We start from the raw sequence: 19,093 nt of genomic DNA, 5'->3' as shown, positions 1-19,093 counted from the left end.
GATCCCTTGCGAAAAAGGCGCGTGGAAGGGGACTTAAGTCGAGGACTGCCCTTCGCCCGACCTTGACCGCGGCTCGCGTGACCATGTCAGCTTCGATCGAGGACACTCGATTGTCAAGACTTCCGGAAACCTTTCGGCGCAACGGTTCCGGCGGTCACCTGCGCAACAAGCGGTATCGACGGGCATCATCAGCGGCGATGGGTAGCGATAAATTATCGGGACGTTTTCGGAACCTGCCAGGCCGCTGGGCGTACGGCACGAGGGCGGCCCGACCGGATGGCCGGGCCGCCCCCACCGCCGCTCAGTAGATGTCGCGCCCCCGCTCGTCCGGCACCCCGGACTTGCGGAAGAAGTACGTGTTGATCTGGTCACGCCACTCGGTGGCACAGCGCACCTGCTCGTCGAGGCGTTCGGCGACCCGCTCGTACACGCTCATGTCGATCATGCCGGTCAACGCCTGCCACTTCCGTCGCATCGCCGTCACCTCCTCGACCCCCGCGAAGTGGGTGTCGTAGATGTGCTGGATGACTGTCGAGCCGCTGTGCAGCACATGCCCGTACGGCACGTGGTGGAAGAAGAGCAGCAGCTCGTCGGGGCAGGTCTCGGGTGACTCGTACACCTGGGCCCAGTACGACGGGTACTGGCCGGTGAAGCCGGTGCCCGACGCGCGGCTGCGGTCCACGCCGACGCCGTCGCGGTCGGCGAAGTGGTAGGTGCCCCACCGTGTGTACTCGTACCCGTCGACTCCGGGACCGTAGTGGTCGCCCGGGTTGACCATGAAGCCGACGCCCAGCGGGGCGGTGTAGCGCTCGTAGGTGCGCCACGAGTCGTCCATGATCTCGTGCAGGGTCCGCCGCACCAGCTCCGCGTCGGCGGTCGCCGACGGCGGAAAGGTCAGCGTGATCCACTCGTCGAGGATGGCCGTCGGGTCCGCGCGAGGGTCCCAGGCCAGCCGGCCGAACGTGTACAGGTTGGCCTGCGCCAACGGATGTCCGGTCCAGAAGAGGTCGTCACCGACGTTGGCGACCGCGACCATCCCGCCGCCGGCCGCCGCCTCTCCCGTGACCACGTCGGCGATCGTCCGTCCGCCCGGTCCCCAGGGGGTGAACCGCAGCACCTCGCTCCACCACGGGCCGAGGTGGCAGACGTGCCGCTGCTGGCCCGTGTACTCCTGAGTGACCTGCAACTCCACCGCCACCCGGGTCGCCGGCATCGCGGCGAGCACCGGAGAGACCGGCTCACGGGTCTGGAAGTCCACCGGGCCGAACTTCACCTGAACGACCACGTTGGTGCGGAACCGCCCGTCGAGCGGGGCGAAGTGGTCGTACGCCGCCCGAGCCCGGTCGGTGGACCGGTCCCGCCAGTCCTGGTGGTGGTTGTAGACGAACGCCCGCCAGTGCACCACTCCCCCGTGCGGGGCGAGCGCCTCGGCCAACAGGTTCGCCCCGTCGGCGTGGTCGCGGCCGTACGTGAACGGGCCGGGTTGCCCCTCCGAGTCGGCCTTGACCAGGTAACCGCCGAAGTCCGGGATGCGGTCGTACACCCGCCGGGTGGCAGCGGCCCACCAGACCCGCACTGCCTCGTCCAGGGGGTCGGCCGTCGGCAGGCCACCGAGGACCACCGGCGCGGCGAAGCTGACCGACAGGTGCACCCGGATGCCGTAGGGGCGCAGCACGTCGGCGATCTCGGCGACGTCGCCGAGTCGTTCGGTGAGCAGCAGCGCCTCGGTGCGGGCGACGTTGACGTTGTTCACCGAGATCGCGTTGACCCCGCAGGAGGCCAGCAGTCGCCCGTACTCCCGCACCCGGGCCAGGTCGCCGCGCGGACGGCCGTCGCGCCAGAAGATCGAGCCGCCCGCGTACCCCCGTTCGACCTGGCCCATCACCGGGTGCACTGCCACGTTGTCCCAGTGGTTCAGCATGCGTCGGCGCAGCGCCGGCCGGTGCCGCTTCGGCGGTCGGGCCGGGTCGAAGGCCGCCGCGCAGAGCCGGACCACGTGGAAGAGCCCGTACAGCAGGCCGGCGGGCGCGTCGGCCAGCACCGCCGTCACGTCGCCGGCCCGCGCCAACACGAAACCCTCGTCGCCGAGCGTCCCGCCGTCGCCCAGCTCGACCAGCGCCGCCTCGCCGGCGGCGCGCGCCGCCTCCACAGCCGGGTTGGGCAGCTCACCGGCGTCGCGCAGGGCGAGCACCAGGTCCACGTCGACGTCCCAGGACGGGGAGTGCCACACCCGTCCGCCGTAACGCGCGCAGGCGCGCGAGACCTCGTTGAGGACGGTGTCGACGAGCAACCCCTCGCCGTGCAGGAGGACGCGGCGCGCCCCGAGCGACCGGAACGCCTCCGGGGGCAGCCAGGCCGGGTGGACGCGCGGCTCGTCACCGTCCATCGGCTCCTCGACGAACATCAGCTGCTCCAACTCCACCGACTCTTCGGCGTTCACCTGTCCTCCTCCAGCACGACAACCCCGTACGCCGGCAGCCGCAGGGCCGCTCCGGCCGCCGTACGGTCGCCGGTGAGCAGGTCGACGCCGCCGGTCCGGGCGGTCACCTCGACCGGCTCGGCGCGGTGGTTGAGCAGAAACAGCAGCCGCGACCCGTCCGCCGCGACCCGGACGGCGGACTCCAGGTCCGGCACGTCCGGGTAGGGCCCGAGCAGGTCATGCCGGGCGAGCACCTGCCGCACCACCCAGGACACCCCGACCTGGTCCAGCCCGGCGGCCACGTACCAGCCGTCGCCGGCGCCGAAGGAGTTGCGGGTCACCGCCGGGGTGCCCGCGTAGAAGTCGGCCTGGTAGGTGCCGACGACCTGCGCGCCCTGCGGAATCACCAGCTCGAACAGCAGCCGCGCGTCGACGTCCACCTGATCCGTGCCGTCGCCGAGGCGGACCCTGTTGACCACCTCCGGGCCGCGGGCGTCCCACTCGTCGACCCGGATGCCCATGAGCTGTCCGAGCGGGCCCGGCACGTCCATCAGGAACGCCTGGTCGTTCTCGTCCACCCGGCCGGACAGGTAGGTGGTCAGCACCGACCCGCCGCGCGTCGCCACCGCCTCCAGCCGCTGCGGCAGGTCACCCTTGAGCAGGTGCAGGGCCGGGGCCACTACCACGTCGTAGCGGGACAGGTCGGCGGTCACCGCGACGACGTCCAGGTCCACACCGGCGTCCCAGAGCGCCCGGTGGTACGCGAGCACGACCTGCTGGTAGCGGACCAGCCGGGACGGGCCGTCGGACAGCTCCAACGCCCACCAGCTGTCCCAGTCGAACAGCAGCGCCACCCGGGCCGGCGTCCGCGCGCCCAGCGACGCCGGGCCGAGCCGATCCAGCTCGGCGCCCAGCTCGGCGACCTCCCGGAAAACCCGGGTGTCGGAGCGACCGGCGTGCCCGATGACCGCACCGTGGTACTTCTCGCTGGCCCCTCGGGAGGCACGCAACTGGAAGAAGAGCACAGCGTCTGCGCCGTGCGCCACGGCCTGCCAACTCCACAGCCGCATGAGACCGGGGCGCTTCAACGGGTTGACGTCGCGACACGCCGTGAAGCTCGGGGTCTGTTCCATCAGCCAGAACGGCTGGCCGTCCTTGAGCCCGCGCATCAGGTCGTGGGTCAGTGCCATCCGGGCTGCCGACTCGTCGTCGGGCGGGTAGTTGTCCCAGGAGACGAAGTCCAGATGGGGGGCCCAGCGGTGGTAGTCGATCGGCCGGTACATGCCCATGAGGTTCGTGGTCACCGGCAGTGTCGGGCTGGACTCCCGGATGGCGGCCTTCTCGTCGCGGAAGTTGGTCAGCATCGCGTCGGAGGTGAACCGCAGGTAGTCCACTGTGATGCTTGGGAACGCGGTGTGGTCCGGGCCACGCCAGTGCTCGGTCAGCGCCGACGGCGGCTCGATCTCGTCCCAGTCGGTGAAGGTGTGCGACCAGAAGGTGGTGTACCAGGCCTCGTTCAGCTCGTCGAGGGTGCCGTAGCGGTGGCGCAGCCAGTTGCGGAAGCCGGCCGCGCACAGCGCGCAGTAGCAGGCGCCGCCGTACTCGTTGCCGACGTGCCAGGCCAGCACCGCCGGGGTGTCGGCGTAGCGGCGGGCGACCCGGCGGGCCAGCTCGGTCGAGAGCCGGCGGAAGACCGGCGAGCTGGGGCAGGAGTTGTGTCGCTGCCCGAACCGGTGCTTGCGGCCCTCGAAGTCGGTCCGGGTCACCTCGGGGTACGCCCTCGCCAACCACGGCGGGTGGGCTCCGGTGCCGGTGGCCAGGCAGATCCCGCGTCCCTCGGCGCTGGCCCGCTCGACGATCCTGTCCAGCAGCGCGAAGTCGTAGGTGTCCTCGGCGGGTTGGGTGAGCGCCCAGTCGAACACCCCGAGGGTGACCAGGTCGATCCGTGCGCTGTCGAAGAGACGGTAGTCCTGCTTCCACACGTCCTCGGGCCACTGTTCCGGGTTGTAGTCGCCCCCGAAGGGCACCTTGGCGCTGAGGGGCAGGCTCACGGGGTGAACTCCTTCCGGATCAGGTGGATCATCGGGTCGCTGACGCGCAGGTACGCCAGCACCGCGATCGACGCGAGCAGCATCAGCACCGCTTCGGAGAAGACCGCGGTGATCCCGGCCGCCGCGGCCAGCAGCAGGGCGTTGCCGACGGCGACACCGGGGGTACGCAGCAGGAAGTGCACGGCCAGCCGGAGCACGTCGCGGATGCGGAAGTCGAACAGCGAGGTGATCACCAGGGCGTTGGCCGCGCAGAGCGTCACGCCCACCCCGATCAGCACCAGCGGCACCGCCCACCAGCTCGACAGGCCGACCGCGCCGCGGTAGGCGAGGTTCACGGCGAGCACTGTCAGCCACAGCAGCGTCGGCACCCAGACGCGCAGTACGCCGACCGCGTTGGCCCGGTAGCCACGCCAGAACAGGGTGGCCGGGTGCAGGTCGGTCAGGTCGGTTCGCTGGTGGCGCAGGGCGTACAGGGCGGCGGAGATCGCCGGGCCGACCGGTACCAGGAGGAGCGCGGCCAGCGGGAGGTTGCTGGGGTCGCGGCCCAGCACCAGCAGCGGGAGCAGGGCGGGCACCGTGGTGAGCAGCAGGAGCACCTCGACCACGAGCAGGATGTAGACGCGCGAGGTGAACCGCGACAGTGGTCCGTCGCCGAACTGTCGCCGGGTCTGAGCCGCGCCACTCACGCTCGCTCCCTCCGGTCGACGTGGCAGATCAGTGGTCGCCGGAGTCCGGTCGGGCCGCGACAGGCCGCCCGACCGGACTCCGCTGATCAGCCGTTGTTCTTCTGGAACCGCTCGTAGGCCTTGTTGACCAGGTCCATGTACTGGTCGGAGTTCTTGGCCTTCAGCTCGGCCACGTACGCGTCCCACTCGCTGAGCGGACGCTGCCCCAGGGCGAACTTCAGCGTGTTCTGGGTGACGAAGTCCTTCAGCGGGGTCTCCCAGAGCGACACCTGCTCGCGTTCCTCGTCGCTCAACGGAGCGGGCGGGGGCACCTCCCTGGGCTTGCGGGCGTCCATCACCTTCTGGAACTCCAGCTCCTCCGGTGAGAAGAACCCACGGACCAGGTCGGGGCTGCCGCCGTAGGCGAAGACGCCGTTCTGAAAGCCGAAGTCCTTCTGGAGGTGCTTGGGGGCCTTCGGGTTGAGGCCGAGGAAGTCGACTCCGGGGTTGAGCGTGCGCTTGCCGGACGCGTCCTTGGTGAAGGTCGTGCCCTCGATGCCCCAGCGGGCGAACTCCAAGCCGGCGTCCGAATACCAGAGCCAGTCGATGAACTGCATCATGGCCACGAAGTTCTTGCTCTCCCGGGCCTTCGAGGAGATCATGATGCCGTTCTCCAGCCGGGGGAACGGGTTGATCTCGCCGGCCGGGCCGATCGGCAGCGGGATCTTCGCCATCTTCGCGTTCGGCAGGGTCTTGGCCAGGTCGGGCCGGTGGTTGTTGACAAGGGTCTGCGCGTTGCCGGTGACCACGAAGGACTTGCCGTTGGCGAGCTTCTGCCGTGCCTGGTCGTCGGTCTGGGTGAAGCTCTCCGGGTCGAGCAGACCCTCGGCGACGAGCTTGTGCAGGAACGTGACCATCTGCTTGTACTGCTCGGATGAGCCGGTGTAGTTGAACTTCTTCGCCGCCGGGTCCCAGGTGGCGTGCTGGTAGTCCCAGCCCGCCTGGGTGCCGTGGGCCGAGCCGAGGATGTTCAGCAGAGCGCCGGTCGGGTTGGGCTTGCTGAAGAGGTCGGAGTACGGGTAGACGTTCGGGTACTTCGCCTTCATCGCCTTGAGCACCGTGTACAGCTCGTCCCAGGTCTTCGGGACCGCCAGGTTCAGCTCCTGCATGATGTCGGTGCGCACCAGCACCGTGTAGTCCTGCGTGGGCTTCTCGTGCAGGCCGGGCAGCAGGTAGAACTTACCGTCGGACTGCCGCAGGTTGTCGATCTCCGGCTTGAGGTTCCACTTGGTGATCTTTTCCTTGAGGTTGGGCATCAGGTCCAGGTAGTCGCTCACCGGGAGGATCGCCCCGGAGGACACGAACGCGTTCTCCTGCGGGTGGTACGTCTTCGGGATGATCAGCGGGGCGTCCCCGGCGCCGATCAGCAGGCTGCGCTTCTGCTCGTAGTCGCTCAGCGGCACGGCGACCGGTTCGATCTTGACGTTGGTCCGCTTCGTGAGCTCCGACCAGAACGGCCAGTCTTCCTTGAGCGGGTAGAACGTGTGGTTGTTGTAGAGGGTGGAGAAGGAGAGCGCCTCGGTGGCCTTGAACTGGTCGCCGACGCCGTAGTTGGCCATCGCGCCGACCTTGTTCTCCGAGAGGTCGGTCGACTCACCGGGGTCCTCGGAACAGGCGGTGGCAAGGGAGAGCGCGAGCAGACCCGCGGTGGCCATCGCCACGCGGCGCCACGTCTTGTGGAGCATGGCTCGTCCTTTCGGTGGTGGGGATTCGAATGTGGAACGGTGCGCGCCGATGTCAGCCCTTGACCGCGCCGAGCATCACGCCGCGGACGAAGTACCGTTGGACGAACGGGTAGACCGCCAGGATCGGCAGTGTGGTCAGCACGATCGTCACGGCCTGGAGGGTGGCCGCGGCCTGGACCTTGTCGGCGTCGGCGGCGGCGGACTCGGCGCTGGTGGCTCCCGCGATGAGGTTGCGCAGGTAGACGGTGACCGGCAGCAGGTCCTGCCGGTCCATGTAGAGGAACGCCGCGAACCACGAGTTCCAGAAGGACACCGCGTAGAAGAGCACCATCGTCGCGATGATCGCCTTCGACAGCGGCAGCACGATCCGCAGCAGGATGCCGTACGTGTTCAGCCCGTCGACGGCCGCTGCCTCCTCCAACTCGCTCGGCAGACTCTCGAAGAACGCCTTCATCACCAGCAGGTTGAACACGCTGATGGCATTGGGGATCACCACGGCCCAGATGGTGTTCTTCATGCCCAGGCTGGTGACCAGCACGTAGTTGGGAATCAGGCCACCGGAGAAGAACATGGTGAAGAGCGCGACACCGATGAGGAACGGGCGCCCCTTGAGCTGCGGCTTCGACAGCACGTACGCGTAACACGTGGTCAGCACGATCGAGATGAGCGTGGCGACCACCGTGTACACCACTGTGTTGCGGTAGTTCGTCCAGAACATCGCGTCCGACATCAGCAGCTTGTACGCGGTCAGGTCGAACCCCCGCGGGACGACTGTCACCTTGCCGGCGATGATGTACGCCTCTTCGCTGAGCGAGCGGGCCACGATGTTGAGGAACGGGTACAGCGTCACGACCACGACGCCGATCAGGACGACGGTGTTGACCACCCGGAAGATCCGGTAACCCCGGCTGTCCACCGGCCCGCGCGTCTTCGGGGCGTCGATCTTCGTACCGAGGGTCACCACAGGCTCGTCCCCACCGTGCGACGGGAGATGACGTTCGCCGACAGGACGAGGATCAGCCCGATCACCGCCTCGAAGAGGCCGATGGCCGCCGCGTAGCTGAAGTTGCTCGACTGGAAGCCCATCCGGAACAGATAGGTGGAGATGACGTCGGCTGTCGGATACGTCAGCGGGTTGTAGAGCAGCAGGATCTTCTCGAACCCGACCGCCAGGAAGCTGCCGATGTTGAGGATCAGCAGGGTCATCATCGTCGGACGGATGCCGGGCAACGTGACGTGCCAGGTCTGCCGCAGCCGGCCGGCGCCGTCGATGCGGGCTGCCTCGTACAGGTCCTCGTCGACGGTGGTGAGAGCGGCGAGGTAGAGGATCGTGCCCCAGCCGACGGTCTGCCAGACCTCGGACGAGACGTAGATGGTGCGGAACCACTCCGGTTTCTGCAGGAACGCCACCGGGTCGCCACCGAACAGGTTGACGATCTGGTTGGCGGTGCCCTCGATGGAGGTCAGCTGCATGACCATCGCCGCCACGATCACGATCGACAGGAAGTGCGGCAGGTAGGACACGGACTGGACGAACCGCTTGAAGCGGCGGGCCCGGACCTCGTTGAGCAGCAGCGCCAGCACGATCGGCAGCGGGAAACAGAACAGCAGGGTCAGCGTCCCGAGCACCAGGGTGTTGGTGAACACCTCCCAGAACGTCGGGTCGGTGAGGAACATCCGGAAGTAGCGCAGCCCGACCCAATACTCACCGAAGATGCTGCCGCCCGGCTTGAACCGACGGAACGCGATGATGTTGCCGATCATCGGCAGGTACCGGAAGACCAGGAAGAACAGCAGCGGCAGGATGGCGAGGGAGTAGAGCTGCCAGTCCCGGCGCAGTGCCTGCCGCCAACTGCGACGGCGTCGGGGCGAGCGCGGGGCAGGGCTCTGCGCCTGCTGCGGGGAGCTCGGCGGCGCCGGCGGCGGTGGCCGCAGGGTGGATGTCATCCGTGGCCTCCTATGCCGACTGTGGGACAGCCACGAGGGGCTCGATCCGCACCGAGGTGAGCAGTTCGCGCTCGTAACCGACCTGGCGCTCGGTGCCGTCGAGTCGCAGCGGCAGGGCCGCCGCCACGTCGCCGCTCGATCGGCCGAACCGCAGCTCGACGTCGCCGGGCTCGACGATCCGTTGGCCGGTCAGCCCGGTGAACGACGCCACGTCGGCCGGTACGCCGAACGTCACGTGCGCCACCTCGCCGGGCGCCAGTGGCAGCCGGGTGTAGCCGATCAGCCGGACCACCGGACGGGTGGTCTGCGCGACCGGATCGTGCAGGTAGAGCTGCACGACCTCGGTGCCGGCCCGCTCACCGGTGTTGGCGACGGTGATGCGCACCCGCACCTCGCCGTCGACCGGCCAGGCAGCCGGATCCTCGCGCGGCTCGACCACCGTCGCGTCGGACCACTCGAAGGTGGTGTAGCTCAGCCCGTGGCCGAACGGGTACGCCGGGGTCGGGTCGATCGAGGAGACCTTGTTGCGCCGGCCGAGCGGTGGCGCCAGGTAGGTGCTCGGCAGCCCGCCGGCGTCGCGGGGAACGCTCACGGGCAACCGCCCGGAGGGGTTGACCGCGCCGGTGAGCACCTCGGCGAGGGCCTGCCCGCCGAGCTGACCGAGGAAGAATCCCTGCACCACTGCCGCCGCGCCGTCGAACTCCGGGCCGAGCGCGTAGGGGCGGCCGGTCATCAAGACCAGGACGACAGGGGTGCCGGTGGCGAGGACGGCGCGGGCGAGATCGGCCTGCACGCCGGGCAGTCGCAGGTCGACGGCGTCGCAGCCCTCACCGGAGGTGCCCCGACCGAACATTCCCGCCCGGTCGCCGACGGCCAGCACGCACACGTCGGCGGCGGCTGCCGCGGCGACCGCGGCCGGGATGCTCGAGGTGTCCTCGCCGGTAATGGCGCACCCCGGCTCGTGGGTGAGCATCGGGACGCGTCGGGCCAACTCGTCGCGCAGTGTGGGGATGTCCAGGCCGAGCCCGAAGTCGCTGTGGTTGACGCCCACGTGGTTGGGGAACGAATAGCAGCCGAGCATGGCCATCGGGTCGTCGGCGACCGGGCCGACCAGGGCGACCCGGTTGGCCACGGGCAGTGGGAGGACGCCGGTGTTGCGCAGCAGGACGACGGACTCGCGGGCCAGGCGTACCGCGACGTCCTGGCTGGCCTCGTCGTCGAAGCGCAGGGACGCCACACCGTCGGGCAGTTCCTGCCAGCCCTCGTCGAGCAGACCGAGCTCGATCTTCTGGATCAGCACCCGACGCAGCGCGCAGTCGATCAGCGCTTCGTCGACCTCGCCGCGGCGAGCCGCCTCCACCAGCGGTTCGCCGAAGGTGTCCACTGTGGGCAGCTCGACGTCGATCCCGGCCCGCAGGGCGAGCCGGGCGGCGTCGGCGGCATTCCCGGCGACTCCGTGCAGGGTCTGGAGGAACCGTACGGCGAAGTAGTCGGCCACCACGGTGCCGGTGAAGCCCCACTCGTCGCGCAACAGCCCGGTCAGCAGCCCACCGTCGGCCGCGACGGGCAGGCCGTCGATCTCGGCGTAGGAGTTCATCACCGAGCGGGCTCCGCCGAGGCGCAGCGCCATCTCGAACGGCGGCAGGATGACGTCGGCCAGCTCGCGGCGGCCCATCGGCACCGGCGCGAGGTTACGTCCGCCCCGGGAGGCGGAGTAGCCGGCGAAGTGCTTCAGCGTGGCTACCACGCCGGCCCGCTCCAGACCCCGCACGTAGGCGGCACCTGTCGTCCCGACCAGGTAGGGGTCCTCGCCGATCGTCTCCTCGGTGCGGCCCCAGCGGTAGTCCCGGGTGACGTCCAGCACCGGGGCGAGGCCCTGGTGCACACCTGCCGCGCGCATCGAGCGCCCGATCCGGTCGGCCATCGCCTCGACCAGCTCGGGGTCGAAGGACGCGCCCCAGCTGAGTGGGGTCGGGTAGACGGTGGCCCGCCACGCGGCGAAGCCGGTGAGGCACTCCTCGTGCACCTGCGCGGGAATGCCGAACCGACTGGCTGCCACGATCTGCGCCTGCGAGGCCGCCAGCGACCGGGCTCCGGACACCGGGTCGACCGGGGCGGTGCCGAATGGGCGGGTCAGCTGGCCCAGCCCGTACTGGATGACGGTGCTCCACTGCGGCAACTCGCTGATCATGTCCGACTGGTGCGGTGCGACGCCCTCGCCGCTGGCGTCGGCGCCGACCCAGACCCCGACCAGCTGGGCGATCTTCTCGTCGAGGGACATCCTCGGCAGGAGCGCATCGGCCCGCTCGGTCGGCGACAGCCGCTGATCACGCCACGGCGCGGCGCCGCCGTCCTCGAGCGACTGACTTCTCATGCCCTGACCCCTCAGCTCCGGCCACATCCCCGTGCCCTGGTGGAACCAGCTCCGTGGCGGACGTTTCTCACGATCCGAAACTTTCCGGAAACCTGCGTAACCTTTTCGGCAACCTAAGTGTCCCATCGATGCCTGTCAAGAGTCTCAATCGGACTACCAGGAGCTGTTTCCTGCACACGGTGACCCCACGATCGGCACTCCGTCGCCGATGAGCCGCGCGATGACAGTGGAATGCGCGGACCGACTGCTGCACCGACTGGCGTGAATGTCTCATCATGTTAAGGTCGCCCGAAACTTTCGGATGTTGTATGAGGCCGCGATGACAGAGCACCGCCCGCTCGACCCACCCGCCTCCACCACCATCGCCACCATCGCCAACGATGTCGGCGTCTCGGTCGCGACCGTGTCCAAGGTCCTCAACGGACGCGGCGATGTCGCCCCCGGCACCAGAGCCCGGGTGGAGGCGAGCCTCGACCGCCACCAGTACCAGCGCCGCGCCCGGCGACACGTGACCAGCGGCGGCCGGGTGGACCTCGTGTTCCACGAGTTCGACACGGGTTGGGCGATGGAGATCCTGCGCGGCGTCGAGGCGGTGACCTCCGCGGCCGGCATCGGGCTGTCGATCGCCCAGCTCGACGGCGCGCACCGTCCCCCGGCACGATGGCTGGAAGCGTTGCTCGCCGACCGCCCCCTGGGTGTGGTGTTCGTCCTCTCCCACCTGGCCGAGGCCCAACAGCAGCACCTGCGCCGGCAGGGCATACCGTTCGTCGTCGTCGACACCGACAGCGCCACCTCGGCCTCCGTGCCCACTGTCGGTTCGAACAACTGGAACGGCGGCCTGCTTGCCGCTCGGCACCTGCTGGAGCTGGGGCACCGACGGATCGCCATCATCTCCGGGCCACCCGACGTGCTGTGCAGCCGCGCCCGGGCCGCCGGCTTCCAGTCGGCCCACGACGAAGCCGGGATGGTGGTCGACCGCGAGCTGATCCGCTACGGCAGTTTCTCCGCCGGAGCGGGGCACGCGCACGGGCTGCAACTGCTCCAGCGGCCGGACCGACCCACGGCGATCTTCGCCGGGTCGGACATCCAGGCCATGGGGGTGCTCCGGGCCGCCCGTCAGTGCGGCCTGCGCGTGCCCGAGGACCTCTCGGTGATCGGGTACGACAACCTGCCGGTCTCCGCCTGGACCGACCCGGCCCTCACCACGATCAACCAGCCGCTGCGCGACATGGCCGGCATCGCCACCCAGATGTTGCTCGACCTGACCAGGGGAAACGAGCCGGCGACCAGCCGGATAGACCTGGTGACCGAGCTGGTCGTCCGGGAGAGCACCGCGCCCCCCGCCCATCCGCACTGACCCCCGGCCCCTGCGAGGACCCGTGCCCCACCCCGCCTTCACCGTCGACGACCTTCAGCGGTACGCGCCCGAGGTCGCCGAACCCGACGACTTCGACGAGTTCTGGCGGGACACGCTCGCCGAGGCGTCCGCCGCGCCGGTGCTCGTCGACGTCCGCCCCGAGCCCACCGACCTGCGGCTGCTCGACTCGTGGGACGTCACGTTCACCGGCTTCGGCGGTGACCCGGTCCGCGCCTGGTACACCCGCCCGGCTGGGGTTCGGGAGCCGCTGCCGGCCGTGGTCGAGTACGCCGGCTACGGTCGCGGCCGGGGCCTGCCCCACGAACGGCCGACCTGGGCGGTGGCCGGGTACGCGCACCTGCTGATGGACAACCGGGGCCAGGCGGGGCAGCACGGCGCCGGGGACACTCCCGACCCGCACGGCGCGCCCGGCGGGCCCTGGCCGGTCACCTGGGGGATCCTCGATCCGCGGAACTACCACTACCGCCGCCTGATCACCGACGCGGTGCGGGCCGTCGAGGCGGTTCGCGCGCTGCCGGGGGTCGAGGGTGACCGGGTCACAGTGGTCGGTAACAGCCAGGGCGGCGGCATCGCCCTGGCGGTCGCCGGTCTCGTCGACGACCTCAGCGCGGTGCTGACCACCGCACCGTTCCTGTGCGACATGCGCCGGGCCGTCGCGCTCACCGACCTCGCGCCGTACGGCGAGATCGCCCGGTACCTGGCGGTGCACCGGGAGGCCGAGGAGGCGGTGTGGCGCACGCTGTCCTATGTCGACGGGGTGAGCTTCGCTCGTCGGGCGACGGCACCGGCACATTTCGGGGTCGGCCGGCGTGACACCGTCTGCCCACCGCGCACCGCCTTCGCCGCCTACAACCACTACGGTGCCGCGAACGGGCGGCCGGTCCCACCCGAGCGGGAGATGCACGTCTACCCGTTCAACGGCCACGAGGGCGGCGAGGCCGTCCACGTCAGGCGTCAGCTGCGCTGGCTGGGCTCGGTGCTCCATCCGGCGCGGGCCTGAACGGGCCACTCCTGCGGCTTGGATGGCGAGCGTCCGCCAGCGCCGACCCCTGGCGGACACTCACCACCGCAAGGCCGGCTCCGTTGTGCACGTCGGCGCCCCCAGCCTGCGGAGGGTGAGGAGGCGGTGCCGGGGTCGGGGTCGGGACCGCGCACGCGACGGCCTCCGGAACACGAGTCGTCAACCGTCGATCATCGACTTCGGTGGTTGTGGAGTATGTCAGCGACACCGATCGACGAGCAAGAATTTCCGGACGTTCTCCCGAAACGCCTACCGGCGCCGACGCCGCCTCGGCCAGCCCCCGCCGAGCTGGGCGGTCACTGCTCCACGGCGCGGTAGAGCCGGCTCACGGTCTCGGCCACGCAGACGGGCTTGCCGCCGCTGTCGCTCTCCACGGTGACCGTCACGACCAGCTGCACACCGCCGCTGACCGGCGACACGTCGGCGATGGTGGCGGTGGCGCGTACGGCGGCGCCGACCCGCAGCGGCGCGGGGAAACGCACCCGGTTCAGCCCGTAGTTGACGCCCATCGCCACCCCCTCGACCCGGTACAGCACGCCCGCCAACGCCGGCAACAGCGACAGGGTGAGGTAACCGTGGGCGATCGTCCCGCCGAACGGGCCCGCGGCGGCGCGGACCGGGTCGAGATGGATCCACTGATGGTCGTCGGTGGCGTCGGCGAAGCTGTCGACGCGGCTCTGCTCGATGCGCTGCCACGGGCCGGGCCCGAGGCTCTCACCGGTCGCGGCGGCCAACTCCTCGAACGAGGTGAAGACTCTCATCCCGGATCTCCCTACAGCTAGAAGGCGTTGACGCCGGTGAGCGCGCGGCCGATGAGCAGTTGCTGAATCTGACTGGTGCCCTCGTAGAGCGTGGCCACCCGGGCATCGCGTAGATACTTGCCGACCGGATACTCGTCGATGTAGCCGTACCCGCCGAACACCTGGACCGCGTTGTTGGCCGCGCGGACGGCGGCCTCACTGGCGAAGAGCTTGGCCATCGACGCCTCGGTGGCGAACGGCTGGTCGCTGTCGATCAGGTCGGCCACCTGCCACACCAGCAGCCGGGCGGCGGCGGTGTCCACCGCGATGGCGGCGAGCAGTTGTTGGACGAGCTGGTGCCCGGCGATCGGCTTGCCGAACTGGGTGCGCTGCCCGGCGTAACCGACCGACGCGTCGAGGCAGCCCTGGGCGATGCCGACGCACCCGGCGGCCACCGACATCCGGCCCTTGGCGAGGGTGGCCAGGGCCAGCCGGAATCCGGCGCCCTCGGCGCCGAGGCGGGCCGCGTCGGGGACGCGCACCTCGTCGAACCCCAGTTCACCGGTGGCCTGACCGCGCAGGCCGAGCTTGCCGTGGATCTCCCTCCGAATCAGCCCCGGGCTGTCGGTGGGCACCAGGAACGCGCTGATTCCTCGGTGCCCGGGGCCGCCGGTGCGGGCGAAGACCAGCGCGACGTCGGCGGTGGTGCCGTTGGTGATGAACGTCTTCGTGCCGGTGAGCAGCCAGTCGGTGCCGTCGCGGACCGCGCGGGTGCGTAGTGCGGCGGCGTCCGAGCCGCTGTCCGGTTCGGTCAGCGCGAAGCAGCCGAGTGCGCTGCCGGCGCAGAGTCTCGGCAGCCACTCGGCCCGCTGTTCCGCGCTCCCGTGTGCGGCGATCGACTTCGCGACCAGTCCGAGGGAGACCGAGACGATGCCGCGCACCGCCGAGTCGCCCCGGCCCAACTCTTCCAGGACCAGGCAGTACGCGAGGTGGTCGCCGCCGGAGCCGCCGTCGGCCTCGGCGATGGTCAGCCCCAGGAAGCCCAGGTCGCCGAGCATGCCGACGATGGCGGGGTCGACCGATTCGCGGCGATCCCAGGCGGCGGCATGCGGTAGCAGTTCGCGGTCGGCGAACTCGGCGGCCAGCTGGCGGACCGCCGCCTGCTCGGCGGAGAGGGTGAGGTCCATGGCGCTCAAACTAGCGGTGATAGTTAAACGCGTCCAGACCGGAGGCTCACCGGTCGGAGGCCAGACCCACGTGCCGTTCGGCGGTGAACGCGCGGGCCAGCTCCGTCCGCGAACGGATGCCCAGCCGGTGGAACACGTTGCGCAGGTGATGGTCGACAGTGCGGGTGGAGAGGAACATCCGGGCGGCGATCTCCCGGTTGGTGGCGCCCTCGGCGACCAACTCGGCGATCCGCAGTTGCTGGCCGGTCAACAACCGCGCCGCGGGCAGGTCCGGCGGACCGATCGACTCCCCGGCCGCCCGCAACTCCGTGGTGGCCTGCTCGGCCCAGCACTCCACTCCGAGCAGGCTGAACATCTCGCGGGCCTGGTGCAGGTGCGTCCGCGCGTCGCGAGGGCGTCGACTGCGGCGCAGCTCCTGGCCGAAGAGCAGTTCGGTGCGGGCCCGCTCGAACGTGCCGGCCTCCGTCGGGTGCAGGCGCAGCGCCGTCTGGAAGTCCCGTTCCGCCTCGGCGCCCCCGCGGGGGGCGAGCAGTGCGTGACATCGCGCGGACAGGGCCCGGCGCAGCGGGCTCGCGGTGCTGCTGGCCCACCTGTCGAACGCGGCGAGCGCGGTCGTCGCCGCCGGCCGGTGTGCCAGGTGCGCCGCCGCCTCCACCAGGTACGGGGTGGCCATCACCTGCACGAGCACCTGACCTCGACGCGTGCCGATCCGGGCCAGCGAGGCCAGCCGGTCCGCGGCCTCGGCGTGCCGGCCGTCGACCAGGTCGAGCACCGCCAGAGCCCACGCGGCGAGCGCGTGCGGGCGGCTGCCCGGCGTCGGCGACTCGCCGATCTCGCGGATCCGCCGCAGGCAGGTGTCCCGGTCGGCCCGGATCGCGGCGAGGACGGCGAGCATGCCCAGATGGACGTTGGCGCAGTTGACCTGCCCGGTGGCCCGGGCGACGCGCAGCCCGTCGCGGGAGGTCTCCGCCGCCGCCTCGTGTCGCCCCAGCCAGTACTCGGCGACCGCCCGCAGTTCCAACGCCCGCGACAGCATCGACAGCTCGCCCCGTTCCCGCGCCAGCTCGACGGCGCGTTCGGCGAGCCGGTGGGCCGCGCCGTCCACGGCCACCAGCAGTCCGGCCGCCGCGGCGCAACTGAGCGCTGTGGGGGTCAACGCCCAACCGGTCAGCCGGCCGCCGAGCACCACGGCGCGCCGCAGCGCAGGCCCGGCGCGCTCGTGGTCGCCTCGCAGGGTCGCCGCCACCCCGGCGATCAGACAGTCCATGACCTCCAGGGCCGGCGGGTCGTTCGGGCGCCGCAACGCCAGCGCCCGACGACCGACCTCGGCGTACCGGTACTGGTCACCGCTGAAGCAGACCGCCTCGCCGGCCCGCACCAGCCCGGTCAACGCCAGGGCGCGGTCGGTGCCGTCCACCGCCGCGGCGGAGGCCAGCAGCGTGGCCGATGCGCTCGACGCGGTGCCACAGCGCAGCTCCAACTCACCGCGGAGCAGGTCGGCGCGGCCCCGGACGACCGGGTCCACGCAGAACGTACGGAGGCGGTCGAGCAGCAGCCGGGCCTCGTCGGGCTGCCCGCCGGCCCAGGCGTACCGGGCGGCGGTCAGCAGACGGGTGGCGGTCAGCCTCGGATGGTCGCTCAGCTCGGCGGCCCACCGTAGAGCCGTCGAGGCGGCGGCCCAGCCGTCGGATCCGCCCACTGCCGCCTGTTCCAGCTCGGCGGCGAGAGCCGGATCGACACCCGCCGTCGCGGCGGCGAGGTGCATCGCCCGGCGCAGGCGCTGCCCATCCGCGACCAGCACCTCGGCGAGCAGTCGGTGCGCCGCCCGGCGCTCCGCGAGCGGCGTGCTGGCCGCGATCATCGTGCGCACCAGCGGCTGCGGAAAGGTGACGCCGCGTTGCTCGACGCGGACCAGGCCGGCGACCTCCGCCGGGGCGAGCGCCTCGACCTCGGCGCCAGCGGCCGCCGCGGCCCGGATCAGCGTGCCCGGCTCGCCGTCCTCGTCGAGCGCGGCGAGCAGCAGCACCCGTCGGGTCTCCGGGGGCAACCGGTCCAGCCGGGCCCGGTACGCGCGACCCAGCGCTCCGTCCGCCGGCGGCGCGGCGGGCAGCGACTCCTCGCCCCGCCACTGCCCCGCGGTGAGCACCTCGGCGAGGTCCACCAGGGCCTGCGGGTTGCCGCCGCCGATCGTGGACAACGCGGTCAGGGCCGACGCGGCGGCCCGGTCGGGGAGCCGGTCGACGCCCTCGCGCTCGGTGAGCCGATCGAGCCGGTCGGTGAGGAGGGCGCTGCTCTCGTGTTCGGTCAGCGCGCGCAGTCGGTGCGCCGGTATCCCGTCGAGGTTGGCGGTGACGTCCGCGGTGAGCAGGACGGCGAGCGGCAGGTGCCGCAGTCGGCGGGCCACGAAGGCCAGCACCTGCGCGGTCTGCGGGTCACCTCGGTCGATGTCGTCCATGGTGGCGAGCAACGGGCGGTCCCGGGCGGCGGCGGCGAGCAGCCCGAGCACCGCCATCGACAGGGTCAGTTGCCGGTCGGCCGGGCAGCTCTCCCCGGCCAGTGCGCGCCGCAGCAGTTGGCGCTGCTCGCCGGGGAGCGAGGCGGCCCGATCGAGAACCGGGTCGACCAGACGTTGCAGGCCGGCGTACGGCAGGGCGGCCTCCTCGGCGAGCCCACTGCCGGCGAGCACTGTGCAGCCCTCGGCGTGCCGATGGGCGTAGCCGATCAGCGCCGTCCGGCCCGATCCGGGCTCTCCGCGCAACAACAGGGCACCGCCGGCGTTGGTCATGCCGTCGAGCAGGCTCCGGACAGCCCGGCACTCGTCGTCCCGGCCACGCAGCACGGTTAGTTGCACTCTTGATGCAGTAACCATGCCTGCCAGTGTTACCCATCGGAAACCGAATGGAAAGAGGGGGCGATATCGGGCCGGGCCGGAATCAGTCGGGCGCGACCTCGGCCAGCAGAGCGCCCACGGTCCGCGACATCACCGCGCGGGCCTGGTCCACGCCCAGACTGAGCCCGTAGCGCAACATCGACCAGGCCTGCCACGTGCTCGCCGCCACCAGGGCGTTGAGCAACTGCTCCCGCCCCGGCCCGGCCTCGGCCAGCTCGACGGCGAAGAGCGCCTCGACCTCGTCGCGGACCCGTTCGATGTGCTTGAGACGGTTGCGGTGCAGCTGTTCGGAGACCGGCTCACGCATCTGGGCGGCCCGCGCCGACGGCGCGATGAGCTGGAGCAGCCGAGCCCGCTGCCGGCAGTACGCGTCGACCCGCTTCGTCAACGGCAGCCCGGGTGAGATCGGCCGGTAGGCGGCGTCCTGCTGGCGGAGCACCTCCGCGCCGCTGGCCTCGAAGAGCGTCTCCATGTCCTTGAAGTTGGTCCAGAGGGTGCGCAGCGAGATGCCGGCCCGTTCGGCGATGCGTTCGCCGGTCGGGCGCAGGTCGCCCTCGGAGATGAGCGCGAGGTGCGCCTCGACGATGGCCGCGCGGGTCCGCTCGGCGCGGGCGGTGCGCCCGTCGACCCGGCCCGCCACATCGACCCCGTCCATCCGCCCTCGCCCCCTCACCGC

At 70.9% G+C, this 19,093-nt stretch carries 13 protein-coding genes; 2 read left to right on the top strand and 11 right to left on the bottom strand.

The window, feature by feature from the left end; translation table 11 throughout:
* Positions 1 to 301: 301 nt before the first annotated feature.
* The 7 genes from NIE79_RS02675 to NIE79_RS02645 form a co-directional block, all read right to left on the bottom strand.
* Positions 302 to 2,440: an alpha-glucuronidase gene (locus NIE79_RS02675; protein WP_238677003.1), complete on the bottom strand. Its 2,139-nt coding sequence runs from the start codon at positions 2,438 to 2,440 to the stop codon at positions 302 to 304.
* Entirely contained in the window at positions 2,437 to 4,470 is a 2,034-nt protein-coding gene (locus tag NIE79_RS02670) for a beta-galactosidase (protein ID WP_238677002.1), read from the bottom strand. Before NIE79_RS02670 ends, NIE79_RS02675 begins: the two co-directional genes overlap by 4 nt.
* Positions 4,467 to 5,156, bottom strand: coding sequence for a DUF624 domain-containing protein (locus tag NIE79_RS02665; RefSeq protein ID WP_238677001.1), 690 nt, complete (start codon positions 5,154 to 5,156; stop codon positions 4,467 to 4,469). Before NIE79_RS02665 ends, NIE79_RS02670 begins: the two co-directional genes overlap by 4 nt.
* 86 nt (positions 5,157 to 5,242) lie before the next feature.
* Entirely contained in the window at positions 5,243 to 6,880 is a 1,638-nt protein-coding gene (locus NIE79_RS02660; protein WP_238677000.1) for an ABC transporter substrate-binding protein, read from the bottom strand.
* A 52-nt stretch (positions 6,881 to 6,932) separates the two neighbouring features.
* Positions 6,933 to 7,841 (bottom strand): carbohydrate ABC transporter permease, encoded by a 909-nt coding sequence (locus NIE79_RS02655; protein ID WP_238676999.1) that lies wholly within the window; start codon positions 7,839 to 7,841, stop codon positions 6,933 to 6,935.
* Complete coding sequence (locus tag NIE79_RS02650) at positions 7,838 to 8,827, bottom strand: ABC transporter permease (RefSeq protein WP_238676998.1); 990 nt, start codon at positions 8,825 to 8,827, stop codon at positions 7,838 to 7,840. The genes NIE79_RS02655 and NIE79_RS02650 overlap by 4 nt, the downstream gene beginning before the upstream one ends.
* Positions 8,828 to 8,837: 10 nt before the next feature.
* The gene (locus tag NIE79_RS02645) at positions 8,838 to 11,201 is read right to left on the bottom strand and encodes a beta-xylosidase/alpha-l-arabinosidase (RefSeq protein WP_238676997.1); all 2,364 of its coding nucleotides are present in this window, start codon (positions 11,199 to 11,201) and stop codon (positions 8,838 to 8,840) included.
* 319 nt (positions 11,202 to 11,520) lie between these two features.
* Here NIE79_RS02645 and NIE79_RS02640 point away from each other — a divergent pair, with 319 nt between their 5' ends.
* Together NIE79_RS02640 and NIE79_RS02635 are read left to right on the top strand one after the other, a co-directional pair.
* The gene (locus tag NIE79_RS02640; protein ID WP_238676996.1) at positions 11,521 to 12,558 is read left to right on the top strand and encodes a LacI family DNA-binding transcriptional regulator; all 1,038 of its coding nucleotides are present in this window, start codon (positions 11,521 to 11,523) and stop codon (positions 12,556 to 12,558) included.
* Positions 12,559 to 12,580: 22 nt separating this feature from the next.
* The gene (locus NIE79_RS02635) at positions 12,581 to 13,579 is read left to right on the top strand and encodes an acetylxylan esterase (RefSeq protein WP_238676995.1); all 999 of its coding nucleotides are present in this window, start codon (positions 12,581 to 12,583) and stop codon (positions 13,577 to 13,579) included.
* A 317-nt stretch (positions 13,580 to 13,896) separates the two neighbouring features.
* Here the strand turns inward: NIE79_RS02635 and NIE79_RS02630 are convergent, their stop codons facing one another.
* From NIE79_RS02630 to NIE79_RS02615, 4 genes are all read right to left on the bottom strand, one after another.
* Positions 13,897 to 14,361, bottom strand: coding sequence for a MaoC family dehydratase (locus NIE79_RS02630; RefSeq protein ID WP_238676994.1), 465 nt, complete (start codon positions 14,359 to 14,361; stop codon positions 13,897 to 13,899).
* Positions 14,362 to 14,378: 17 nt separating this feature from the next.
* On the bottom strand, positions 14,379 to 15,527 hold the full coding sequence (locus tag NIE79_RS02625) for an acyl-CoA dehydrogenase family protein (protein ID WP_238676993.1): 1,149 nt from the start codon (positions 15,525 to 15,527) through the stop codon (positions 14,379 to 14,381).
* A gap of 46 nt (positions 15,528 to 15,573) precedes the next feature.
* Complete coding sequence (locus NIE79_RS02620) at positions 15,574 to 18,378, bottom strand: AAA family ATPase (RefSeq protein ID WP_238676992.1); 2,805 nt, start codon at positions 18,376 to 18,378, stop codon at positions 15,574 to 15,576.
* An 82-nt stretch (positions 18,379 to 18,460) separates the two neighbouring features.
* Positions 18,461 to 19,072 carry a TetR/AcrR family transcriptional regulator gene (locus tag NIE79_RS02615; RefSeq protein ID WP_238676991.1) on the bottom strand — a complete coding sequence of 204 codons (612 nt, stop codon included), beginning with the start codon at positions 19,070 to 19,072 and terminating at the stop codon, positions 18,461 to 18,463.
* Positions 19,073 to 19,093 lie beyond the last annotated feature (21 nt).

The sequence above is a fragment of the Micromonospora trifolii genome (genome assembly GCF_022229005.1).
GTDB classification, from domain to species: domain Bacteria; phylum Actinomycetota; class Actinomycetes; order Mycobacteriales; family Micromonosporaceae; genus Micromonospora; species Micromonospora trifolii.
Note: the sequence above shows the minus strand (reverse complement) of the source record. Positions and strands in the feature narration are given on the sequence as shown.